We start from the raw sequence: 21,835 nt of genomic DNA on the forward strand, positions 1-21,835 counted from the left end.
GCATGACAGCTGCGCATCAGATCACCGCCGGCTTCATGCCCCTGTTCGACAGCGCCGTGCTGGTCGCGGCCGGCGAAATGGGCTTTGCCGCGCGCGAAGGCGTCGATCTCGTCCTCCACCGCGAAACCTCCTGGGCCAACATCCGCGACCGCATCGCCATTGGCCATTTCGACCTTGCCCATATGCTTGGGCCGATGCCGCTCGCCTGCAACCTCGGGCTCACGCCGCTGGCATCCGAGACGATCGTGCCCTTTTCGCTCGGCCTCGGCGGCAATTGCGTCACCATCTCCAACGCCGTCTGGGAAGGCATGGCGGCGCACGGCGCCGTATCGGATCTCGATCCGGCCCGCGCCGGCGCGGCGCTCGGCGCGTTTATCCGCGAACGCGCGGCGGCCGGCCGCGACCCGCTGCGCTTCGCCGTCGTGCATCCGCATTCCGGGCATAATTACGAACTGCGCTACTGGCTCGCCGCCTGCGGCATCGACCCGGACGGCGAGATCGAGATCGTCATCGTGCCGCCGCCCTTCATGGCCGACGCGCTGGCCGCCGGCCGCATCGACGGCTATTGCGTCGGCGAACCCTGGAACAGCGCCTCCGTCTCGGCCGGCACCGGCCATATCGTCACCGTCAAGGCGCTGCTGTGGCGCAACAGCCCCGAAAAGGTGATCGGTGCGCGCAAGGCCTGGGCCGAAGCGCAGCCGGAGGCGCTGGCGGCGCTGCTCAGGGCATTGCACCACTCCGCCCGCTGGTGCCAGGACCCGGCCAATCGAGGCGAACTGGCGGCATTGATGGCGCAGCCCGGCTTCCTTGGCCAGTCCACCGAGATCCAGATGCCGGTCCTGACCGGACATCTCCGCCTCGGCAGCGCCGCCGAGCGGAACGTCGAGGACTTCTTCGTTCCGTTCGACAAGGCGGCGAACTTTCCCTGGAAGAGCCATGCGCTGTGGTTCTACACCCAGATGGTGCGCTGGGGCGATATCGCGCACACGCCTGAAAACCTCGCCGTCGCCCGCGACTGCTACCGGCCCGACCTCTATCGGGCGGCGCTGAAGCCGCTCGGCGTAGCGCTGCCGGGCGCCAATGCCAAGGTCGAGGGGGCGTTGAAGATCGCAACGCCCGTCGGCTCGGCCGGGGCAAGCCTGGTGCTCGGCCCCGACGGTTTCTTCGACGGCCGCATCTTCGATCCGGACCAGATCGACGCTTATATCGGGGCGCAGCGGCCAGGGTGATCATTTCCGCGCCATTCTTGTGCATTGCACAAAATTTATGCGGACTGATCGCGTAGCTGACCAATGTTTGGCCTTGTCACCTGGTGGCCGGATCTGCCCGTGAATCGGCTATTCAGCTGAATTCATTCGAAATTCCTTTCTAAGGCGAGACTGGCACGGTTCCTGCATTGAAATAACCGGACCCTTAGTGGGTCACGGAACAGGCGTCCAATGGCGGGCGCCCACAGGCAAAGCTGCCGCTCAGGTCAAGACGCGATCCGGATTCCCGGACGCGAAGACCTGGCCGGCGGCTTTTTTGTTTGGCCGAACACGCAATCGACGGTGCTGGTCCCAGGCAGCGCCCAACCGGAGACGACGATGACGAAACGGATCGGAACTGGAACAACCCTCAAGGATTTCACGCGCCGCGATTTTGTCGCCAGCAGCGCGCTGGCGGCGGCGCTGTTCGTCGCAGCGAAGATGCTGTTCCCGGTTGGCGCCGTGGCCGAGGGCAAAGGTGCCCAAGTGAACGCGCCAAGCTCGCCGCGCTGATGCCGCGCCGCTGACCATCGATCAAGAAAACACGCGCGGTGCTTCTCCATCGCAAACCGGAGCCTGACATGACCGCAATCCTCCCAGCCGCGCCCAGCCAGGACAATGCCCCCCGGCAGGCGCTCGTGATGTCCACCATCGCGTTCACAGTCTGCTTTGCGGTGTGGACGATCTTTTCCATCATCGGCGTGCGCATAAAGCAGGAACTTGGGCTGAACGAGACGGAGTTCGGCCTGCTCGTCGGCACGCCGATCCTCACCGGCTCCCTCGTGCGCATGGTGCTCGGCGTCTGGACCGACCGCTATGGCGGACGGCTGGTTTACACCGCCACCATGCTCGCTGCGGCGGTAGCGACCTTCCTGCTCGCTTTTGCGCACACTTACGGACAGATGCTGATCGCTGCACTCGGCGTCGGGCTTGCCGGCGGCTCCTTCGCCGTTGGCGTCGCCTATGTCTCGCGCTTCTTCCCGGCGGGCAGGCAGGGCACGGCGCTCGGCATCTTCGGTGTCGGCAATGTCGGCGCCGCTGTCACCAAATTCCTGGCGCCTTTCGTGCTTCTCGCCTGGGGCTGGCAATCGGTCGCGCTGATCTGGGCGGCAGCACTCGTCATCATGGCCGCCATCTTCTGGTTCACGACCGGCGACGATCCCGTGATTCGCGAGCGCCGCGCCGGCAAGACCACGCCTGCGAGGAGCTTCTGGCAGGAATTCGCGCCGCTGAAGAACCCGCAGGTCTGGCGCTTCGCCTTCTATTACTTCTTCTCCTTCGGTGCGTTCGTGGCGCTGTCGCTGTGGCTGCCGCGCTACCTGATCGGCGTTTACGGCTTCGGGCTGGCGACCGCCGGCATGATCGGCGCGGCTTATTCGATTCCCGCGAGCATCTTCCGCGCCTATGGCGGAGTGCTTTCCGACCGCGTCGGCGCTCGTACCGTACTCTACTGGACCTTCTCCGTTTGTGCCGTCGCGACCTTGGTGCTGTCTCTCCCCTCGGCAGACTATGTGGTGCGCGGCATCAGCGGGCCGATCGCCTTCCATTTCGAGATCGGCCCGCTCGCCTTCATCGCCGTCGCCTGCGTGCTCGGCTTCTTCATGAGCCTCGGCAAGGCCGCCGTCTACAAACATATCCCGGCTTACTATCCGCAGAGCGTCGGGGCCGTTGGCGGCGTCGTGGGCATGATCGGCGGCCTTGGCGGCTTCATCCTGCCGATCGCCTTTGGCGCGCTGAACGATCTCACCGGCGTCTGGTCGAGTTGCTTCATGCTGCTCTTCGTCCTCGTCGTCGCCTGCTTTGCCTGGATGCATGTCAGCGTCAGGCGGATGGGGCGGGCCGCATCAACCAAGGCGTCGACCCTTTCCTATGCTGCAGAGTGACACCGGAGCGGATTAGGAACATGACCCAAAAACTCGTCATCATCGGCAACGGCATGGCCCCCGGGCGCATGCTGGAGCACCTGCTGGAACAGGCGCCGGACCGCTACAGCGTCACCATCTTCAACGCGGAACCGCGCGTCAATTACGACCGCATCATGCTGTCGCCGGTCCTCTCGGGCGAGAAGGCCTACGAAGAAATCATCATCCATGGCGACGGCTGGTACATCGCCAACAACATCACCCTCTACAAGGGCCACAAGATCGTCGCCATCGACCGCGCAGCGAAGACCGTCACGTCGGACCACGGCGTCACCGAACCCTACGATAAGCTCGTCATCGCCACCGGCTCGGTGCCGTTCATCATCCCGGTGCCCGGCCACAACCTGCCCGGCGTTCTCACCTATCGCGACCTCGACGACGTCCAGGCGATGATGCTCGCGGCCCAGTCGCGCGCCAAGGCTGTGGTCATCGGCGGCGGACTGCTCGGACTGGAAGCAGCAGCGGGCCTCAACGCGCAAGGCATGGACGTCACCGTGCTGCATGTCATGCCGACGCTGATGGAGCGCCAGCTCGATCCGGCGGCAGGCTATCTGTTGCAGCGCGCCGTCGAGCAGCGCGGGATCAAGGTTGTCACCAAGGCCAATACAAAGGCGATCACGGGCAACGGCAAGGTCGAGCAGGTCGAACTCGTCGACGGCACCGTCATCCCCGCGACGTTGGTGGTGATGGCCGTCGGTATCCGGCCGAACGCAGCGCTGGCGAAGGAGGCGGGCATCGCCGTCAACAGAGGCATCGTCGTCGATGCCGGCATGCGCAGCAACGACCCGGACATCTACGCGCTCGGCGAATGCGCCGAGGTCAACGGCCAGATCTATGGGCTGGTCACCCCCCTATACGAGATGGCCCGCGTCGCCGCCCGCCAGCTCGCCGCCGACGAGGCGGTCGGTTTTGTCCACATGGACACGCCGACCAAGCTCAAGGTCACCGGCATCGACCTGTTCTCGCTCGGCGACTTCGCAGAGGGCGAGGACCGCCAGGAGATCGTGCTGCGCGACGCGGCGGCCGGCGTCTACAAGCGCCTCGTGCTCAAGGACGACCGCATCATCGGCACCGTGCTCTACGGCGAGACCGCGGACGGCGCCTGGTTCAACGACCTCAAGAAGAAGCAAACAGACATATCGCAAATGCGCGATACGTTGATCTTCGGCCAGTCCTACCAGGGGGGTGCCCCACTGGACCCTATGGCGGCCGTTGCAGCCTTGCCGGATGATGCGGAAATCTGCGGCTGCAACGGCGTCTGCAAGGGCAAGATCACGGGCGCGATCGCGGCCAAGGGGCTGACTTCGCTCGACGACGTGCGCGCGCACACCAAGGCGTCGGCCTCCTGCGGCTCCTGCACCGGGCTGGTCGAAAAACTGATGGTGCTGACCATCGGCGACAAGTACAACCCGGCCGCCGTACAGCCCATGTGCTCCTGCACGACGCTCGGCCATGACGAGGTGCGCCGGCTGATCAAGGCCAAGGCGCTGAAGACCATTCCCGCGATCATGCAGGAACTGGAATGGAAAACCTCCTGCGGCTGCGCCAAATGCCGGCCGGCACTCAACTATTATCTCGTCTGCGACTGGCCGGACGAATACGCGGACGACTACCAGTCACGCTTCATCAACGAGCGCGTCCACGCCAACATCCAGAAGGACGGCACCTATTCGGTGGTGCCGCGCATGTGGGGCGGCGTCACCAATGCCGCCGAACTGCGCGCCATCGCCGATGTCGTCGATAAGTTCGATATCCCGATGGTCAAGGTCACCGGCGGCCAGCGCATCGACATGCTGGGCATCCGCAAGGAAGACCTGCCGGCGGTGTGGGCCGATCTCGGCCAGGCCGGCTTCGTCTCCGGCCACGCCTATGCCAAAGGCCTGCGCACGGTGAAGACCTGCGTCGGTTCCGACTGGTGCCGCTTCGGCACGCAGGATTCCACCGGCCTCGGCATCCGCATCGAGAAATTCATGTGGGGCTCGTGGACGCCGGCCAAGGTCAAGATGGCGGTGTCGGGTTGTCCGAGGAACTGCGCCGAGGCGACCTGCAAAGACGTCGGCGTCATCTGCGTCGACAGTGGCTACGAGATCCACTTCGCGGGTGCGGCAGGCCTCGACATCAAGGGCACCGAAGTGCTTGGCCTGGTCAAGACCGAGGACGAAGCGCTGGAGCATATCGTGGCGCTGACGCAGATGTACCGCGAGCAGGCCCGCTATCTCGAACGCATCTACAAATGGGCCAAGCGCGTCGGCATCGCCGAGATCAAGCGCCAGATCATGAACGATGGCGACAAGCGCAAGGCCTTCTACGACCGCTTCGTCTTTTCCCAGAAATTCGCCCAGGTCGATCCGTGGTCGGAACGCGTGTCAGGCAAGGACAAGCACGAGTTCCGGCCGATGGCCTCGGTCGGGTTCGCGGAGGCGGCGGAGTGATGGAGATGTTCGCGCGAGCCACCCCCCTCTGTCCTGCCGGCCATCTCCCCCTCAAGGGGGGAGATTGGATGCCACAACGGCCTTTGCCAATCGCCAACTTCGCAGAACGGACGCCATCAGCAAAACTGCCGATCTCCCCCCTTGAGGGGGAATTGTCCGGCAGGACAGAGGGGGGCGCCTGGGCGCATTCGTATCAAGTAAAGGCGACCCAATGACCTGGACACCGATCGGCTCCCTGTCCGACATCCCCCGCCGGGGCGCGCGCTGTGTTGCCACGCCGCAGGGCAAGATCGCTATCTTCCGCACCGCCGAGGATCAGGTCTTCGCCATCGACGATCATTGCCCGCACAGAGGCGGGCCGCTGAGCCAGGGCATCGTGCATGGCGCGGCGGTCACCTGCCCCCTGCACAATTGGGTCATCTCGCTGGAGACCGGCAAGGCGCTCGGCGCCGACGAGGGCGCGGTGCGCACCATTCCGGTGAAGATCGAGGGCGAGCGTTTGTTCATCGCGCTCGAAGCGCTGGCAAGCCGCGCGGCCTGACCCATGCAGATTGGCGAAGCACGCGAGGTGAGGACCACTTGCCCCTATTGCGGGGTAGGCTGCGGCGTGCTGGCGAAGGTCGCCGCGGACGGACAGGTGTCGGTCCGCGGCGACCCCGACCATCCCGCGAATCTCGGCCGGCTCTGCTCCAAGGGCTCTGCTCTTGTCGAGACCATCGGCCTCGACGGCAGGCTGCTCCACCCCGAGATCCACGGCCGCCGCGCCTCCTGGAATGAGGCACTCGATCTTGTCGCGTCGACCTTCTCGCAAACCATTGCCGAACATGGGCCGGATGCGGTCGCCTTCTATGTCTCCGGCCAGTTGCTGACCGAGGACTATTATCTCGCCAACAAATTGATGAAGGGGTTCATCGGCTCGGCCAATATCGACACCAATTCGCGCCTCTGCATGGCCTCCTCGGTCGCCGGCCATCGCCGCGCCTTCGGCTCCGACACGGTGCCCGGAACCTACGAGGATCTGGAGCTTGCCGATCTCATCGTGCTGGTCGGCTCGAATCTCGCCTGGTGCCATCCCGTGCTCTACCAGCGCATAGCTGCCGCGCGTGAGAAGCGCCCGGAAATGAAGATAGTCCTGGTCGACCCCCGCCGCACCATGACATCCGATATCGCCGACATGCACCTGGCGATCGCACCGGATGGCGACGTCGCCCTGTTCACCGGCCTGCTCGCCTGGCTCGGCCAGCACAATGCGCTCGACCGCGCCTACATCACCGCTCACACGACCGGCTTCGGACAAGCCCTTTTCGCCGCCTCGGCACTCGACCTTGCCGGCATCGCTGCCGCCACGGGCCTGAGCGAGGACGAGCTCGCCCGCTTCTACGGCCTGTTCGCCGCGACCGCCAAGACCGTCACGGTCTATAGCCAAGGCGTCAACCAGTCGTCGTCCGGCACCGACAAGGTCAACGCCATCACCAACTGCCACCTCGCCACCGGTCGCATCGGCAGGCCCGGCGCCGGGCCGTTCTCGGTCACCGGCCAGCCCAACGCCATGGGCGGACGCGAGGTCGGCGGCATGGCCAACATGCTGGCCGCGCATATGGAGATTGAAAATTCGGGGCATCGCGAACGCGTGAAGCGCTTCTGGAATGCACCTGACATCGCGCAAAAGCCCGGCCTGAAAGCGGTCGACATGTTCCGGGCGGTCGCCGACGGGCGGATCAAGGCGCTGTGGATCCTCGCCACCAATCCTGTCGATTCGATGCCCGATGCCGACGCCGTCGAAGCAGCGATCAAGGCCTGCCCGTTTGTGGTGGTGTCGGACGTGCAGGCCGACACAGACACGGTGCGCCATGCCCATGTCCGGCTGCCGGCCACCGCCTGGGGCGAGAAGGACGGCACCGTTACCAATTCCGAGCGCCGCATCTCGCGCCAGCGCCCGTTCCTGGCCGCGCCCGGCGAGGCGCGGCCAGATTGGTGGATCATCGCCGAAGTGGCGCAGCGGATGGGGTTTGGCGAGGCGTTTTCCTATGACGCGCCGGCCGGGATATTCGCCGAGCACGCGGCGCTGTCGGGCTTCGAGAATGATGGCGCGCGCGATTTCGATATTGGTTGGTATGCCGGTGTCGATGAGAAAGCTTACGAAGCGCTTGCGCCATTCCAATGGCCGGCGCCGAGCCCAGGCGCCCCCCTCTGGCCTGCCGGCCATCTCCCCCTCAAGGGGGGAGATTGGATGCCACGACGGCCTTCGCCAATCGCCGATACCGCAGGACGAGCGCCGTCGACAAAACTGCCGATCTCCCCCCTAGAGGGGGAGATGTCCGGCAGGACAGAGGGGGGCGCCTGGGCTCGACATCTCTCGGAGGGGAACGTTCAAGCTGAGCCCCAACCGGAGAACGATAAAGCAGGGCCACCGAACACCCGCTTCTTCGCCGACGGCAATTTCTACACGCCCGACCGCAAGGCGCGCTTCATCGCCGTCCGCCCTGTCACGGAAACCCGCACGGACGAGAAATTCCCCCTCATCCTCAACACCGGCCGTGTCCGCGACCATTGGCACACCATGACACGCACCGGCAAAAGCCCGCGTCTGTCGCAGCACATCGCCGAACCCTTCGTCGAGATTCATCCCGACGACGCCGCGCGATACGGCATCGGCGACGCCGACATCGCGCGCGTTTCCAGCCCGCGCGGCGCCGTGCTCGTGCGCGCGCTGATCACGTCCCGCCAGCGCCGGGGCAGCATCTTCGCGCCGATGCACTGGACGGACCAGTTCACCGCCAAGGGCCGGCTCGACACGCTCACCGCGCCACTCACCGACCCAGTTTCCGGCCAGCCGGCACTGAAGCACGTCGCGGTGCACATCGAGAAATTCGCCGCGATGGCGTTCGGCTTCGCCGTGACCCGACAAAGGCCCGAAGCGATCGCCGTCGACTATTGGGCCGTGGCCCGCTGCAGGGATGGCTGGCGGGTCGAGCTCGCCTTTGCAGACGACAAAATCGACTGGACGACTTTTGCCCAATCCCTGTTCGGCGCCTCGACCGATGCCGAAATACTCGCCTATCACGACCGCGATGCCGGCCAGCATCGCATCGCCGCCTTCGATGGCGTACAGCTCGCGGGCGCCCTGTTCGTCGCTCCCGGCCCGGTCGCCGTGTCGCGCGGATGGGCAACGCAACAGCTCGAAGAGGCCCATGCCAGCCAACGCGAGCGCTTCCGCATCGTCGCCGGCCGCGCCGGCGCCGAACGGCCCGATGCCGGCGCGACCGTCTGCTCCTGTTTCAACGTCGGGATCAAGCAGATCACGGCGGCGGTGGCTTCCGGCTGCACGAACGTGGAAGCCATCGGCGCCGCGCTGAAGGCAGGCACCAATTGCGGCTCCTGCCGCTCCGAGATCCGCGCCATCATCCAGGCACATCGCGTTCAGGCGGCCGAGTAGGCGGCAGAACCCGCCATCGGCGGCCTCCCGATGCGTATGCGCCGGCGGACCCCGCGTCAGCCCATCATGGCCGGGCGGCAGGACGACACCCGGGGCGTAGCTGCGGTTGTCCAGATCGCTAAGCGCGCCGTACTTGCCGCCGTGTGGGTTGCCGCCGACGTCTCGCCGCCATCATTGGCTACAGAACTGGACTTTAGTCCGAGCTGTCTCATCTGGACACAAAAGCGCAAGGCTGAAAATGTCTTAATGCATGTCGCCCAAAAGTAACCTCGGTTTTGGGAGGACGACATGCACGAAAAAAGCCAAAAGCGCGTCGCATGAATCCGCTTCGACGCGACCCGCTCTTGGAGCGCAGTAAGCTTGGCCAACCAGAAGGAGGCGGATGCTGGACATCGAGGACATAGCCGCTCATCCGGATCTGCACCGCCACGTCCAGGAGCAGTCGCTGGCGCTGATCCACATCTACGAAGCCAGCCCGCGGCTTGCTTCCATATTCGCCACGCAGCAGCGCTGGCTGATGGGCCATGTCGGCCTTGCCATGCATTTCAGGCGCGACCCGGGCGACCGTCGCACCGCGTTGACGGTGTCGCGCTTCATCGAGTTCGTGCATCAGCACAAGGTCGCCAGCCGCAACACCGCCGACGCTTTCATCAAGGAGATGCTGAATTACCGCATCGCCGAATACGTCGCGGGCGGAGACGGGCGCACCCACCCGTTGCAGCCGACAGCGGACACGGTGCGGACATTCACCGGATGGGTGCACGCACATCTACGGACCCTTGACCGACTCGACGGCGCGGACCGGCTGGCGAGATACCTGGAGCGGCCCGATATGCTCGCCGCCCTGCAGCCCCTCGTGGCCGACGGCCTGCTTTCGTCCAAACCGGTGCGCGAACCCAACCAGACCTTTTCCCTGTTCATCTGGCTCAACAATGGCGGCATCGTCATGGATCGGCTCATGTCCGGCATCGACCCCGACCATGCCGGCCTAGATCGGATTCCGACCAGCGTGGTCTCGGTGGCGGAATTCGCCAGTTGGCTCAAACTGTCGCGCACCCACCTCGCCCGAAAACTACGCGATGCCGAGGCGCTCGGCAGCATCGGCTGGCTGGGCCAGCGCGGCAATTCCGTGATGTGGGTCTCGCACCGCTTCTTTCAGGAATACATGACCGTCCAGGCCGCCAAGCTGGCCATCGTGGATGCCGCCTTCGCAGCATGCTTTTCCACCGACCACTGAGAGACTCGCCGCTGCCCAGGCTATGAAGGCGGTCCGTGCCGCTGTGTATCCTTTGAAACAAAAAAACCGCCTCGGCGGCGGGACGTCAGCACCATACGAAGAATGACAGCATAACTGCCCTCAGCAGTGAACCTCAGGCCGCAGAACGGCCCGGGTGCGCAAGGTCACCCGAGCCGGAACCCGCAATGTCACTCGATGTCGAAGGAGACACCCTGGGCGAGCGGCAGCGCCTTGGAATAGTTCACCGTGTTGGTGGCGCGGCGCATATAGGCTTTCCACGCATCGGAGCCGCTCTCGCGGCCGCCGCCGGTTTCCTTTTCACCACCGAAGGCTCCGCCGATCTCGGCGCCCGACGTGCCGATATTGACATTGGCGATGCCGCAGTCCGAGCCGTCGACGCCGAGAAAGCGCTCGGACTCCTGCAGGTCGCGGGTGAAGATCGACGACGACAGCCCCGCTCCCACCGCATTGTGCTCGTCAAGCACGGCGTCGAAATCGGAATACTTCATCACATAGAGGATCGGCGCGAACGTCTCTTCGGTCACCGGCGACACTTGGCTGGGCATTTCGACTAGCGCCGGATGCACGTAGTAGGCGTCCGGATGGCCATTCTCGACCCGCGTGCCGCCGGTCACCTTGCCGCCGTGGGCGGACGCTTCCTGCAGCGCCTTCTGCATGGCTTCGTAGGCTGCCTTGTCGATCAGCGGCCCAACGAGGGCCGACGTCTCCAGCGGATTGCCGACAGAGACGCTCTGATAGGCCTTCTTCAGCCGCGGTACCAAGGCGTCGTAGATGCTGTCATGCACGAACAGGCGCCTCAGCGTCGTGCAGCGCTGGCCCGCCGTGCCCATCGCGCCAAAGGCAATCGCGCGCAACGCCATGTCGAGATCGGCGGTCGGGCAGACGATGCCGGCATTGTTGCCGCCGAGCTCCAGCACCGCGCGTGCAAAGCGCTTGGCCAGGCGCGGGCCGACGTCGCGGCCCATGCGGGTCGAGCCGGTGGCGGAGACCAGCGGCACCTTGGGATGATCGACCAGAATCTCGCCGACGGCGCGGTCGCCGATCAGCACCGACGCGAGCCCTTCCGGCGCATCAGTGCCGAAGCGCTTGACGGCGCGCTTGAAGATCGCCTCGCAGGCCAGCGCCGTCAGCGGCGTTTTTTCGGAAGGCTTCCATACCACCGCATCGCCGCAGACCAGCGCCAGCGCCGCATTCCACGACCACACCGCGACCGGGAAGTTGAAGGCGGAGATGACGCCGACCACGCCGAGCGGATGCCAGGTTTCCATCATCCGGTGTCCTGGGCGCTCGGTCGCGATGGTCAGTCCGTACAATTGCCTGGAAAGACCGACGGCGAAGTCGCAGATGTCGATCATCTCCTGCACTTCGCCGAGCCCTTCCGAGGGGATCTTGCCGACCTCGATCGACACCAGCCGGCCAAGTTCGGCCTTGTGCGCGCGCAATTCCTCGCCGAGCAGCCGCACCAGCTCGCCGCGCTTCGGGCCCGGTACCAGCCGCCAGGCCTGGAACGCCTTGTGCGCGGCATCGATGGTCCTGGCCGCATCGGCCTGTGAGATCGTGCTCAATGCCGCGATCTGCTCGCCCGTGACCGGGCTGCGCACGATCAGGTCGCCGCCGACAAGCGCCTCCTTGGCAACACCCAGTTTCGCCAGCAGCTCGGCGGTTTCCTTCGCTGTCGTCATGTCTGTCCCTTTCAGATCCCGCCATTCATGTGGCGTGGTCAAGCATTGCGCCGTGCATTCCCTGTGCGGTCAGGCGCAGGGTGGCGCTGTCTTGGCGTGCCAATAGCGGTTTCAGGAAAAAATCGCCACCCCGGCATGGTCCAAGCCCGGGCCAGACCATTGAACCAGGGTCAGCTTGCGGTGCGCGCTGCGCTGTCCTTCATCAGCCGGTCGATGTGCATGCGTATATGGGCCGCTTCCGCCGCGGTGTTGGCAAGCGCGATGGCGCGATCGAAGGCGACCCGCGCCTCCTCGCCCCGGTCGAGTTGCATCAAAAGCCCGCCCTTGAGGCCGAAGAAGTGGAAATAGCCGGAAAGCCTCTGCTCCAGCGGCTCGATCATGGCGAGCGCGGCCTCCGGGCCACGCACCTTGGAGACCGCAACCGCACGGTTGAGGGTGACGACAGGCGACGGCTGCATTTGTTCGAGCAGGCCGTAGAGCAGGTCGATCTCCACCCAGTCCGTGTCCTCGGCCTTTTCAGCCCGCGCATGCAGCGCGGCAATCGCCGCCTGCACCTGGTAAGGGCCGGGCTTTCGGTGGCGCAGCGCCTTGTCGACCAGCGCCAGCCCCTCATCGATCATCTTGCGGCTCCACAGGCTGCGGTCCTGATCCTCGAGCAGAACGATCTCTCCGTCCGCATCGAAGCGGGCCGGTGCGCGCGCATGCTGGAGAAGCAGCAGCGCCGTCAGCCCCATGATCTCCGGCTCGGTCTGGAACAGCCTGAGCAGCAGCCGGGCCAGCCGGATCGCCTCCTCGCACAGCGGCGCGCGGGCTGGCGCCTCGCCGCTGTTGATCGAATAGCCCTCGTTGAAGATCAGGTAGACCATGGCTGCGACTGCGGCGAGCCGCTCCGAGCGCTCCACCGCGCCCGGCGTCTCGAACGGCACGCCGGCGTCGGCGATACGTGCCTTGGCGCGGGTGATGCGCTGCTCCATGGCGCTTTCGCCGACCAGGAAGGCGCGCGCGATCTGCTTGACCGTAAGGCCGGAGACAATGCGCAGCGCCACCGCGATCTGCTGCGTTGCCGGCAGGTCGGGATGGCAGCAGATGAACAGCAGTCGCAATATGTCGTCGCGGTAGTGCGCGCCATCGAGCCGCTCGGCGATGTCGCTCTCTGCGTCCTCGAGATCAGATATCTGGTCCTCTTCCGGCATCGGCGCCTGCTTGGCGCGCTTGCGCACCGCGTCGATGCCGCTGTTGCGTCCGACGAAGATCAGCCAGGCCGCCGGATCGCGCGGCGGACCGTTCTGCGGCCAGTTCTTCAGCGCCCTGAGGCAAGCGTCCTGGAAAGCTTCCTCCGCCGTATCGAGGTCGCGGAAATAGCGCAGCAGCGCACCCATCGCCTGCGGGCGGGCGGCGCTGATCGCTGAGCTGATCCAGGCAAGTTCGGTCATACGGCGACCCTAGTGGGATTGAAGATGGATACCGGGCGGATTTCGTAGGAGCCGCCGCTCGGATTGACCTCGGAAAGTTCGCGCGCGAACTCCACCGCCTCGTCGAGATCGGCGCATTCGAGCGTGTAGAAGCCGAGGAACTGTTCCTTGGTCTCGGCGAACGGCCCGTCGATGACGATCGATTCGCCCTTGACCTTCCTCAGCGTCGTCGCCGCCGTCGTCGGCAAAAGCCGCGCCACCGGGCCAAGCCGGCCGGCGTCCGCGTATTTCTGCTGGACATCGAGAATGTTGGCCATGACCTTGTCGTCCTGTTCCTTGCTCCAGGAGCAGACGACGTCTTCGGAAGCATAGCACAAGATCGCGTAGAGCATGGTTTGTCCTCTTCTGTGTCAAAGGACGAAACACTAGGACCGATCCCGACACGGCGTCGATAAAAAAATCGAGGCGCCGCGGATTCAGCGGCCGCTGGTTGCCGCGGGTCCGCTTTCGTGCGTCTTCAGCCATCGCAGCACGAGCGCTTCCTCGTCATCGAGACCGTCTATCGACCGTTTGCGCTTGTTGGCTTCCGCTATTTCGGCAAGCAGCCGTCCCTGCAGCCATGCTTCGAAGACTTGCGGATGGATATAGCATTGGCGGCAGACGGCGCGCGTGTTGCCCAGCCGCTCGGCGACCCTGTCGATGACGCTGTTCATCGCCCGTTTCTGCTGTGCCTGGCTGTCGGGCAGCACCGTTTGCGCGAACAGCGACGCGGCGTGAATGGTGCCGCCCCATGTACGGAAATGTTTCGAGCTGAATGCATCGCCGATGGCCTCGCGGATGTAGCGGTTGACGTCCTCGGAGCGCACCGGGTGTCTGTTGCCGTCCTCATCGAGATACTGGAACAGCTTTTGGCCCGGCAGGTCCTGCGCGCCCCGCACGATTCGCGCGATGCGGCGATCGACCAGCTTCAATTTCCATTCCTTGCCCGATTTGCCCTTGAAGGCGAACCGCAGGCTCGATCCCTTGATGTCGACATGGCGGTCCCGCAGCGTCGTCAGGCCGAAGCTCTTGTTGTCGCGGGCGTAAGCGGCGTTGCCGACTCGGATCATGGTGTTGTCGAGCAGCCAGACGATCGCGGCGACGACGCGTTCGAGCGGCAGGCCATGGCGGCGCAGGTCGCTGTCGATCCTGCGCCGAAGCTCCGGCAGGCTTTCGGCGAAAGCGACAAGGCTCGAATATTTGGCGCTGTCGCGTTCCTCGGCCCAACGCGGATGGTAGCGATATTGCTTGCGCCCGCGCTGATCCCTGCCGGTTGCCTGGATATGGCCGTCCGCCTCGGGCGAGATCCACACATCCGTCCAGGCCGGCGGGATAACGATCGCCTCGATGCGCGCTCGGGTGGCATCCGAGACCGGCCTTCCGTCAGGTCCCCTGTAGGAAAATCCCTTGCCCGCTTTCAGTCGGCGGATACCGGGCTCGGTATCGCTGACATAGATCAGTGCGGCATCCTCGGCAGAGATCTGAGCGCCGTTCTTTGGTGCGGCCTCGCCGTCGATAGTCAATCCGGATTTCTGCAGCATGCTGGCCCCACGGAAACACCCGTAGATAAGCCTCTGGGCCGAGCACTGGTTCCATTCCTGTCCGAAAAGTCGGCGGCCACCCACGTCGGGCGGAACCCTGCAAGGCGCTTTGCGCAAGCAGGCCTGACGTCAGGTCTTCTCCAGCACCACCGGAATAACGTCGACGGCTTGCTCTCCGACCTGTCCGCCGGTGGTCTTGAGAACGCCGACGATCGGCGCGACATCCGAATAGTCACGGCCATAGCCGACGGTGATGTGATCGTTGGAGGCCCGCATGCCGTTGGTCGGGTCGAACTCCTGCCAGCCGGCATCGCGCCCGCACCACACCTTGACCCATGCATGCATGGCGTCGGCGCCCTCCAGCCTGGCCTTGCCCTTGGGCGGAATGGTGCGCAGGAAGCCGCTGACATAGCCGGCCGGTATGCCAAGCCCGCGCAGGCCGGCGATCATGATATGCGAGAAATCCTGGCACACCCCGCGCTTCAGCCGGAATGCGTCGCCAGCCAGGGTCCGCACGGTTGTCGCCTCGCCATCATAGGTGAAATCGCGGTGGATGCGATTGCAGAGGTTCATCGCCGTACCGGCGGCCGAGCCGCCGACGCTATCGCGCGCATAGGCGGTGATCGCCGCATCGATGCCGGCGTGACCGCTGGCGGCCAGGAAATGGTGCGGTGTATCCGGCGCCAGGGAGCGCATGGCGGCGAGCTCCTGACGCAGCCGGCTAAGATCGGGCGACACGTCGAGCCCGAGTTCCGGTCGCGACACCGCCACGCGCGCGCTCATCCTGATGTCGAGCGCGTCATGCGCGTCGCGGAAGGCGATCGAGGTGACGTTGTTGCCGAAGAAATCGGAAAAATCCGAGCGTTCGTTTGGCGCCGGCGCGAAGGATAGCGACGCTGCGACGACGCGCTGCACGCCGTCGATGGTCGGCGGCAACACGCGGACCTGGTGACGGCCGCCGCCGGCGACGGCGGCGTAGTCGTAGTGAAGGTGAAGCCTGATGTCGTAGAGCATGCCGGAGCGCCGCCTTAACCGAAATAGGCCTTGGCGAGGCTGCTGTAGAGCCCGCCTATCTCGCCGGCGAGATCGTTCAGCGCCTTCACAGTCATGTCCGCTGGCTCCTTGATGGCGATGGCTGTGTTGAGCTGCAGGATTTCCTTGGCCGCAGGCGACATGTGCCCCTCGCCGCCGATCGCCGGCAGCAGCCCGATCTCGGCCTTCAGCCGTTCGAGCTGGAACAGGATGGAACGCGGATTGAGCGGATCGAGCGCCAGAAGGTCGATCACCGTGCGGCGGCCGGCTTGCACAGGGTACTGCCGCCGGTGCGTCATGACGCTGTCGCCGATCTCCAGCATCATGTCGAGCGCGCCGTCCGGCGCCTTGTCGCTGGTCAGCCGGGCGAGCGTGCTGGCGATCTGTATGCCGCGTTCCAGCCGCCGGCCGATCTCCAGGAACCGCCAGCCCGCGAAGCGGTACATGTTCTCGTGCAGCAGGCCGGAAAAACCGGCGAGCTTGCGCAGGATGACGGTCATCGCCCGCGTCGCGTCATCCCCCGGCGCCACCGTCGTCGCGAACTGATGGATGGTCTTCGACAAGTCCTTGAGCGCCAGCCAGCCGTCCGGCGAGAAACGGTCGCGGATCTGGCCGGCGCTGTAGACCGCGCTGTCCAGCGTACCGATCAGCCCCGATGGGATCGCTGTTTCGACATCGATGCCGAACGGTTCGAGATGATCCCTGATGTCGGCCAGCAGCGGCATATCCGGATCGGAAGTTTCGGCGAGCCGCACATGATAGGCGCGCAGGATGCGCACCGTGTCTTCCGAGCGTTCGATGTAGCGGCCGAGCCAGGTCAGGTTTTCCGCTGCGCGGCTGGGCAGGCTGCCCGGCCTGGTGCGGCTGAAGCTGTCGCCCTCTTGTGGCAGCAGCGTCTCGCGCTCCACCGGCCGGTCGCTGACCACCCAGACATCGGCCGCCTGGCCGCCGCGCTGCATGGCGATCGCGGTCGGATCGAGCGACAGGCCGACGCGGGCGAACCCGCCCGGCATCACCGTCCAGCCCTCGGGCGTGCGCGCCAGGTAGACACGCAGGCTTGCCGGCCGCGGCTCCAGCCAGCCGCCGACATAGACGGGCGTCGTCGAAAGCGTCACCGCTTCCTGGCCGACGAAAGCGTCGCCGTCGCGTTCGATGCGCGCCACCAGGTCCGCCCGCTCCCCGGCCGACAGCGCGGAGCCAAGCCTAGTCTGGTCGTCGTCCTCGAAGGCCAGCCTCGTCGACAGCGCCGGCCCGATCACCATGCGGTCGATATTGGCGAGCACATGCGCTCGGTCGGATGCCTGACCGCACCACCATGTCGCGACGGTGGGCAGCTCGAGTTCCTCGCCCCGCAATTCGCGCGCGATCTTGGGCAGGAAGGCAAGCAGCGCGCGCGTTTCCATCAGGCCCGAGCCGAGCGCATTGACGGTGGAGACGCTGCCTTGCCGGATCGCCTCGACCAGGCCCGGCGTACCGATTTGCGACTCCGAGCGCAGTTCCAACGGATCGGCGAACGCCGCGTCCAGCCGTCGCCACAGCACGCTGATCGGCATCAGCCCGGAAACGGTGCGCACCATCAGCCTGCCCCCGGAAACGGTCAGGTCCTCGCCTTCGAGCAGCATGATGCCGAGATAGCGGGCGATATAGGCGTGTTCGTAATAGGTTTCGTTGAGCGGCCCAGGCGTCAATATGGCGACGCGGCCGTCAGCTTCCCTGGCCATGCCGATCAGCGCATCGCGAAAGCGCCGGAAGAAGCCGGCGAGGCGATGCACATGCATCTCGCCATAGATGTCCGACAGCGCGCGGGTCGTGGCGACGCGGTTCTCCAGAGCGAAACCGGCGCCGGATGGTGCCTGAGTACGGTCGCCCAACACCCACCAGCGGCCGTCCGGCCCGCGGCCGAGTTCGAAGGCGCAGAAATGCAGGAAATGGCCGTCGGCCGGACGAGTGCCAACCACGGGCCGCAAATATTCGGGGCTCGCCGCGATCAGTCCGGCCGGCAGGATGCCCTTCTCGACCAGCCGGTTCGGCCCGTATATATCGGCGATGATCTCCTCGAACAGCTCGGCGCGCTGCACCAGGCCGGCGCTGATCGCTGCCCACTCGGCGTCCTCGATGAGCACCGGAACATGCGCCAGCGGCCATTCGCGCTCGTTGGCGCCGGCCTTGTCATAGACGCGGTAATAGACGCCGGCGTCGCGCAGATACTGGTCGGCACGCGCAAAACGCTGGGCGAGTTCTTCGGCGCCGAGATCATCGAGCGCCTCGATGAAATGCTTCCAGGCCGGACGGGGATTGCCCGACGCGTCGACCATCTCGTCGACGACGCCGTCGATCGGCTGGTAGTGCTCCAGCAGGCGATGGATCTGCGCCTTGCCTCGTACCCGCTTGTGATTCCCCTTTGCCATGTCAGATCAGAATCTTGGTGGACGCCGAAGGTCAAGCGTCACCGGGAAATCTTCCGTGGGTTGTTCTTCGCGCAGCACATAGGTCGACGGCGTGTGGCCGCGCGCCTCGAAGCGGGCGAGCCGGCGCGCTTCCGCCTCATTGCCGTTGACCGGAAAAGTGTCGTAGCTGCGCCCGCCCGGATGCGCGACATGATAGACGCAGCCGCCAATCGCCCGACCCGACCAACGGTCGTAGATATCGAACACCAGCGGCGTATTGATCGGCAGTGCCGGATGCAGGCCCGAAGCGGGTTGCCACGCCTTGAAGCGCACGCCCGCCACCGCGACTTCCCTGTTGTCGGTAACCTTCATCGGCACGATGCGGCCGTTGCAGACGACGGCATGGCGCTCCGGATTGAGCCCTTCGGTCTTGACCTGCAACCTTTCGACCGAGGAATCGACGAAGCGCACGGTGCCGCCGATGGCCCCCTGCTCGCCCATGACATGCCACGGCTCCAGGGCCTGCCGCAGTTCCAGCTTGACGCCCGCATATTGGACCTCGCCGCAGAAGGGAAAGCGGAACTCGAGCTGCGCGTCGAACCATTCGGGGCGGAACGTGAAACCGTTGAGCTTGAGGTCGTCGAGAACGTCGAGAAAATCCGCCCAGACATGATGCGGCAGCATGAAGCGGTCGTGCAGCGACGTGCCCCAGCGCACGAAACGGCCGTCGAGCGGGTTCTTCCAGGCACGGGCGATGATCGCCCTGACCAGCAGTTGCTGCGCCAGGCTCATGCGCGCATTGGGCGGCATCTCGAAGCCGCGGAATTCCACCAGGCCCAGCCGTCCGGTCGGTCCATCAGGCGAAAACAGCTTGTCGATGCAGATTTCCGAGCGATGCGTATTCCCGGTGACGTCGGTCAAAAGGTTGCGGAACAGCCGGTCGACCAGCCATGGCAAAGGCACGTTGCCCTGGTCCGGACGCGGCACCTGCGCCATGGCGATTTCAAGCTCGTAGAGCGAATCGTGGCGCGCCTCGTCGAAGCGCGGCGCCTGGCTGGTCGGGCCGATGAACAGGCCGGAGAAGAGATAAGACAGCGAGGGATGCCGCTGCCATTGCAGCACCAGGCTCCTCAAAAGATCGGGGCGGCGCAGAAACGGGCTGTCATTGGGCGTCGCGCCGCCGACCACAACATGGTTGCCGCCGCCGGTGCCGGTGTGGCGGCCGTCGATCATGAATTTATCCGCGCCAAGCCGCGTTTGCCGCGCCTCCTCGTAGATCGCCGTGGTCGTCGCCACGCAGTCCTGCCAGTTGGCAGCCGGGTGGATGTTGACCTCGATGACGCCAGGGTCCGGCGCGACGCGGATGACGTTGAGGCGCGGATCATGCGGCGGGCCGTAGCCCTCGATATGCACTGGCAACCTGATCGCCTTGGCCGCGTTCTCGGCTGCCGCCACCAACTCAAGATAATCCTCCAGCGCCTCGACCGGCGGCATGAACACGCAGAGCCGTCCCTCGCGCGGCTCGACCGAAAGCGCGGTACGCACCGCGCCGCCGATCTCGGTGATCTCCTGCTCGACCCGGTCCTGCTGGGCGGTCGCGGCCGTGAACGATGCCGCCTGCTGGCGGCGTGCCATTTCATCGGCGCCCTGAGGATCGGCCGGAGCCGCCATGGGCAAGATCGCCTCCCGCACGGGCAGCGCACCGCGCGGCTGCGACGGATCGACCGGAACGATATAGGGAAACTGCTCCGGCGGCACGTGAGGCAGCGTGCCGAGCGGCAGGCGGTAGCCGACCGGTGAATCGCCCGGCACCAGAAACAGCCGCCCGCGCCGCGTCGTCCATTTTTCCGAGCGCCAGCGCTGGCCCGACGCCTGGCTGTTCCAGCGCTGCACCGGCAGCACATAGCCCGACGGCTTGGTTAGCCCGCGTTCGAACACCGTCGCCATGCGGCTGCGCTCTTCGGGATCCTCCAGCTTCGAATTGGACGGATCGACATTCTCCGGCAGCTTGCCTTCCTTGAGCAGCCACTCGGCCGGATCCTCATAGGCTTCGCTGACCATGGACGTTTCGATGCCGAGCTCGCCGGCGATCGCGGTCAGCAGGCTCTCGGCCTGCTTCGGACCGATATCGGCTTCGCTTTTCTCCCGCGCGATCAGCGACGGGTCGCTCCACACCGGCTGGCCGTCGGTGCGCCAGTAGAGCGAAAAGGTCCAGCGCGGTAAGCTTTCGCCGGGGTACCATTTGCCTTGGCCATAATGGAGGAAGCCGCCAGGCGCGAAGCGCTCGCGCAGCCTCCGGATCAGCGCATCGGCCTTTTCGCGTTTTGTCGGGCCGACGGCGGCGGTGTTCCACTCGGCGGACTCGAAATCGTCGATCGACACGAAGGTCGGCTCGCCGCCCATGGTCAGCCGTACATCCCCGTCCGCCAGCGCCGCATCGACCTTGTTGCCGAGCGCATCAAGCGCATGCCAGCTTTCATCCGAGAACGGCTTGGTGATGCGCGGATGCTCCGCGATGCGGTCGACCCGCATGTCGAAGCCGAACTCGACATTGGCAAAGCTCGCCATGCCGGAAATGGGCGCTGCATTGCGAAAATGCGGGGTGGCGGCAAGCGGTACATGGCTCTCGCCGGTAAGCAGGCCCGAAGTCGGGTCGAAACCGATCCAGCCAGCGCCGGGAAGATAGACCTCGCACCAGGCGTGCAGGTCAGTGAAATCCACTGATGTACCGGCCGGCCCATCGAGCGCGACGAGGTCGGGCTTGAGCTGGATCAGATAGCCCGAGACAAAGCGCGCGGCGATGCCTAGATTGCGCAGGATCTGCACCAGCAGCCAGCTCGAATCGCGGCACGACCCTTTGGCGGCCGCCAGCGTTTCCTCCGGCGAGAACACGCCGGTCTCCATGCGCACGATATAGGCGATTTCGCGCTGCAGCCGGGCATTGAGGTCGACGAGAAAATTGACCGTGTTTTTCGGGCTGGTATCGATGGTTTTCAGGAACGCCGACAGCAGCGGGCCTGCCGGTTCCGGTGTGCGATAGATGGCGAGGTCGTTGCGTGTCTCTTCCGGATACTCGAACGGGAAATTTTCCGCCGTCTCCTCGACGAAGAAATCGAACGGGTTGTAGACCGTCATGTCGGCGACGAGGTCGACCTCGATCTTGAGTTCGCTCACCGGGTCGGGAAAGACGAAACGGGCGAGGAAATTGCCGTAGGGGTCCTGCTGGAGATTGACGAAGTGGTTCGCCGGCTCGACCTTCAACGAATGGCTGAGCACTTTGGTGCGCGAATGTGGCGCCGGCTGGAGCCTGATCACCTGGGGACCAAGAACCACCGGCCGGTCGTATTTGTAATGGGTCAGGTGATAGACGGCGGCCAGAATTGCCATGGAGCCCCGGAAGATCGGCGTTTAGCTGGCCGAACCCTGACACATCTGGCCGTCATTCTC

General features: G+C 65.3%; 14 protein-coding genes. 7 read left to right on the forward strand and 7 right to left on the reverse strand.

What is annotated here, in order from left to right; translation table 11 throughout:
• The first annotated feature begins 2 nt into the window (after positions 1–2).
• The 7 genes from FJ979_RS28475 (at position 3) to FJ979_RS28505 (ending at position 10,274) form a co-directional block, all read left to right on the forward strand.
• Positions 3–1,229, forward strand: a complete 1,227-nt coding sequence (locus FJ979_RS28475) for a CmpA/NrtA family ABC transporter substrate-binding protein (protein ID WP_181168328.1) — start codon at positions 3–5, stop codon at positions 1,227–1,229.
• Positions 1,230–1,439: 210 nt separating this feature from the next.
• The gene (locus FJ979_RS28480; RefSeq protein WP_140496176.1) at positions 1,440–1,760 is read left to right on the forward strand and encodes a hypothetical protein; all 321 of its coding nucleotides are present in this window, start codon (positions 1,440–1,442) and stop codon (positions 1,758–1,760) included.
• Between the two features lie 68 nt (positions 1,761–1,828).
• A complete protein-coding gene (locus FJ979_RS28485; protein ID WP_140496177.1) occupies positions 1,829–3,130 on the forward strand; it encodes a nitrate/nitrite transporter in 1,302 nt (433 codons plus the stop codon).
• Positions 3,131–3,150: 20 nt separating this feature from the next.
• Positions 3,151–5,601: a nitrite reductase large subunit NirB gene (nirB, locus tag FJ979_RS28490; RefSeq protein ID WP_140584387.1), complete on the forward strand. Its 2,451-nt coding sequence runs from the start codon at positions 3,151–3,153 to the stop codon at positions 5,599–5,601.
• Positions 5,602–5,812: 211 nt separating this feature from the next.
• Positions 5,813–6,142, forward strand: coding sequence for a nitrite reductase small subunit NirD (gene nirD, locus FJ979_RS28495; protein ID WP_140522291.1), 330 nt, complete (start codon positions 5,813–5,815; stop codon positions 6,140–6,142).
• Positions 6,143–6,145: 3 nt separating this feature from the next.
• Positions 6,146–9,037, forward strand: a complete 2,892-nt coding sequence (locus FJ979_RS28500) for a nitrate reductase (protein ID WP_140584388.1) — start codon at positions 6,146–6,148, stop codon at positions 9,035–9,037.
• A 382-nt stretch (positions 9,038–9,419) separates the two neighbouring features.
• Positions 9,420–10,274, forward strand: a complete 855-nt coding sequence (locus tag FJ979_RS28505) for a hypothetical protein (RefSeq protein WP_140496181.1) — start codon at positions 9,420–9,422, stop codon at positions 10,272–10,274.
• 188 nt (positions 10,275–10,462) lie between these two features.
• Here the strand turns inward: FJ979_RS28505 and FJ979_RS28510 are convergent, their stop codons facing one another.
• From FJ979_RS28510 to FJ979_RS28540, 7 genes are all read right to left on the reverse strand, one after another.
• Positions 10,463–11,977 (reverse strand): aldehyde dehydrogenase family protein, encoded by a 1,515-nt coding sequence (locus FJ979_RS28510; RefSeq protein WP_140584389.1) that lies wholly within the window; start codon positions 11,975–11,977, stop codon positions 10,463–10,465.
• A 170-nt stretch (positions 11,978–12,147) separates the two neighbouring features.
• The gene (locus FJ979_RS28515; RefSeq protein WP_140522297.1) at positions 12,148–13,410 is read right to left on the reverse strand and encodes an RNA polymerase sigma factor; all 1,263 of its coding nucleotides are present in this window, start codon (positions 13,408–13,410) and stop codon (positions 12,148–12,150) included.
• Positions 13,407–13,781 (reverse strand): YciI family protein, encoded by a 375-nt coding sequence (locus FJ979_RS28520; RefSeq protein WP_140496184.1) that lies wholly within the window; start codon positions 13,779–13,781, stop codon positions 13,407–13,409. The genes FJ979_RS28515 and FJ979_RS28520 overlap by 4 nt, the downstream gene beginning before the upstream one ends.
• Before the next feature lie 84 nt (positions 13,782–13,865).
• Positions 13,866–14,969, reverse strand: coding sequence for a DNA topoisomerase IB (locus FJ979_RS28525; RefSeq protein WP_140584390.1), 1,104 nt, complete (start codon positions 14,967–14,969; stop codon positions 13,866–13,868).
• A 129-nt stretch (positions 14,970–15,098) separates the two neighbouring features.
• On the reverse strand, positions 15,099–15,983 hold the full coding sequence (locus tag FJ979_RS28530) for a transglutaminase family protein (RefSeq protein WP_140522300.1): 885 nt from the start codon (positions 15,981–15,983) through the stop codon (positions 15,099–15,101).
• Positions 15,984–15,997: 14 nt separating this feature from the next.
• A complete protein-coding gene (locus FJ979_RS28535) occupies positions 15,998–18,409 on the reverse strand; it encodes a circularly permuted type 2 ATP-grasp protein (RefSeq protein ID WP_140522302.1) in 2,412 nt (803 codons plus the stop codon).
• A 6-nt stretch (positions 18,410–18,415) separates the two neighbouring features.
• Positions 18,416–21,775: a transglutaminase family protein gene (locus tag FJ979_RS28540; RefSeq protein WP_140584391.1), complete on the reverse strand. Its 3,360-nt coding sequence runs from the start codon at positions 21,773–21,775 to the stop codon at positions 18,416–18,418.
• Between the last annotated feature and the right edge of the window lie 60 nt (positions 21,776–21,835).

The sequence above is a fragment of the Mesorhizobium sp. B1-1-6 genome, from assembly GCF_006443035.1.
Classification (GTDB): domain Bacteria; phylum Pseudomonadota; class Alphaproteobacteria; order Rhizobiales; family Rhizobiaceae; genus Mesorhizobium.

Excerpts from the sequence above, each read along its gene's own strand:
- FJ979_RS28510 (WP_140584389.1), bottom strand. The coding sequence starts at position 11,977 with ATGACGACAGCGAAGGAAACCGCCGAGCTGCTGGCGAAACTGGGTGTT.
- FJ979_RS28530 (WP_140522300.1), bottom strand. The coding sequence starts at position 15,983 with ATGCTCTACGACATCAGGCTTCACCTTCACTACGACTACGCCGCCGTC.
- FJ979_RS28475 (WP_181168328.1), top strand. The coding sequence starts at position 3 with ATGACAGCTGCGCATCAGATCACCGCCGGCTTCATGCCCCTGTTCGAC.
- FJ979_RS28500 (WP_140584388.1), top strand. The coding sequence starts at position 6,146 with ATGCAGATTGGCGAAGCACGCGAGGTGAGGACCACTTGCCCCTATTGC.
- FJ979_RS28520 (WP_140496184.1), bottom strand. The coding sequence starts at position 13,781 with ATGCTCTACGCGATCTTGTGCTATGCTTCCGAAGACGTCGTCTGCTCC.
- nirB (WP_140584387.1), top strand. The coding sequence starts at position 3,151 with ATGACCCAAAAACTCGTCATCATCGGCAACGGCATGGCCCCCGGGCGC.
- FJ979_RS28485 (WP_140496177.1), top strand. The coding sequence starts at position 1,829 with ATGACCGCAATCCTCCCAGCCGCGCCCAGCCAGGACAATGCCCCCCGG.
- FJ979_RS28535 (WP_140522302.1), bottom strand. The coding sequence starts at position 18,409 with ATGGCAAAGGGGAATCACAAGCGGGTACGAGGCAAGGCGCAGATCCAT.
- FJ979_RS28505 (WP_140496181.1), top strand. The coding sequence starts at position 9,420 with ATGCTGGACATCGAGGACATAGCCGCTCATCCGGATCTGCACCGCCAC.
- FJ979_RS28480 (WP_140496176.1), top strand. The coding sequence starts at position 1,440 with ATGGCGGGCGCCCACAGGCAAAGCTGCCGCTCAGGTCAAGACGCGATC.
- FJ979_RS28540 (WP_140584391.1), bottom strand. The coding sequence starts at position 21,775 with ATGGCAATTCTGGCCGCCGTCTATCACCTGACCCATTACAAATACGAC.
- nirD (WP_140522291.1), top strand. The coding sequence starts at position 5,813 with ATGACCTGGACACCGATCGGCTCCCTGTCCGACATCCCCCGCCGGGGC.
- FJ979_RS28525 (WP_140584390.1), bottom strand. The coding sequence starts at position 14,969 with ATGCTGCAGAAATCCGGATTGACTATCGACGGCGAGGCCGCACCAAAG.
- FJ979_RS28515 (WP_140522297.1), bottom strand. The coding sequence starts at position 13,410 with ATGACCGAACTTGCCTGGATCAGCTCAGCGATCAGCGCCGCCCGCCCG.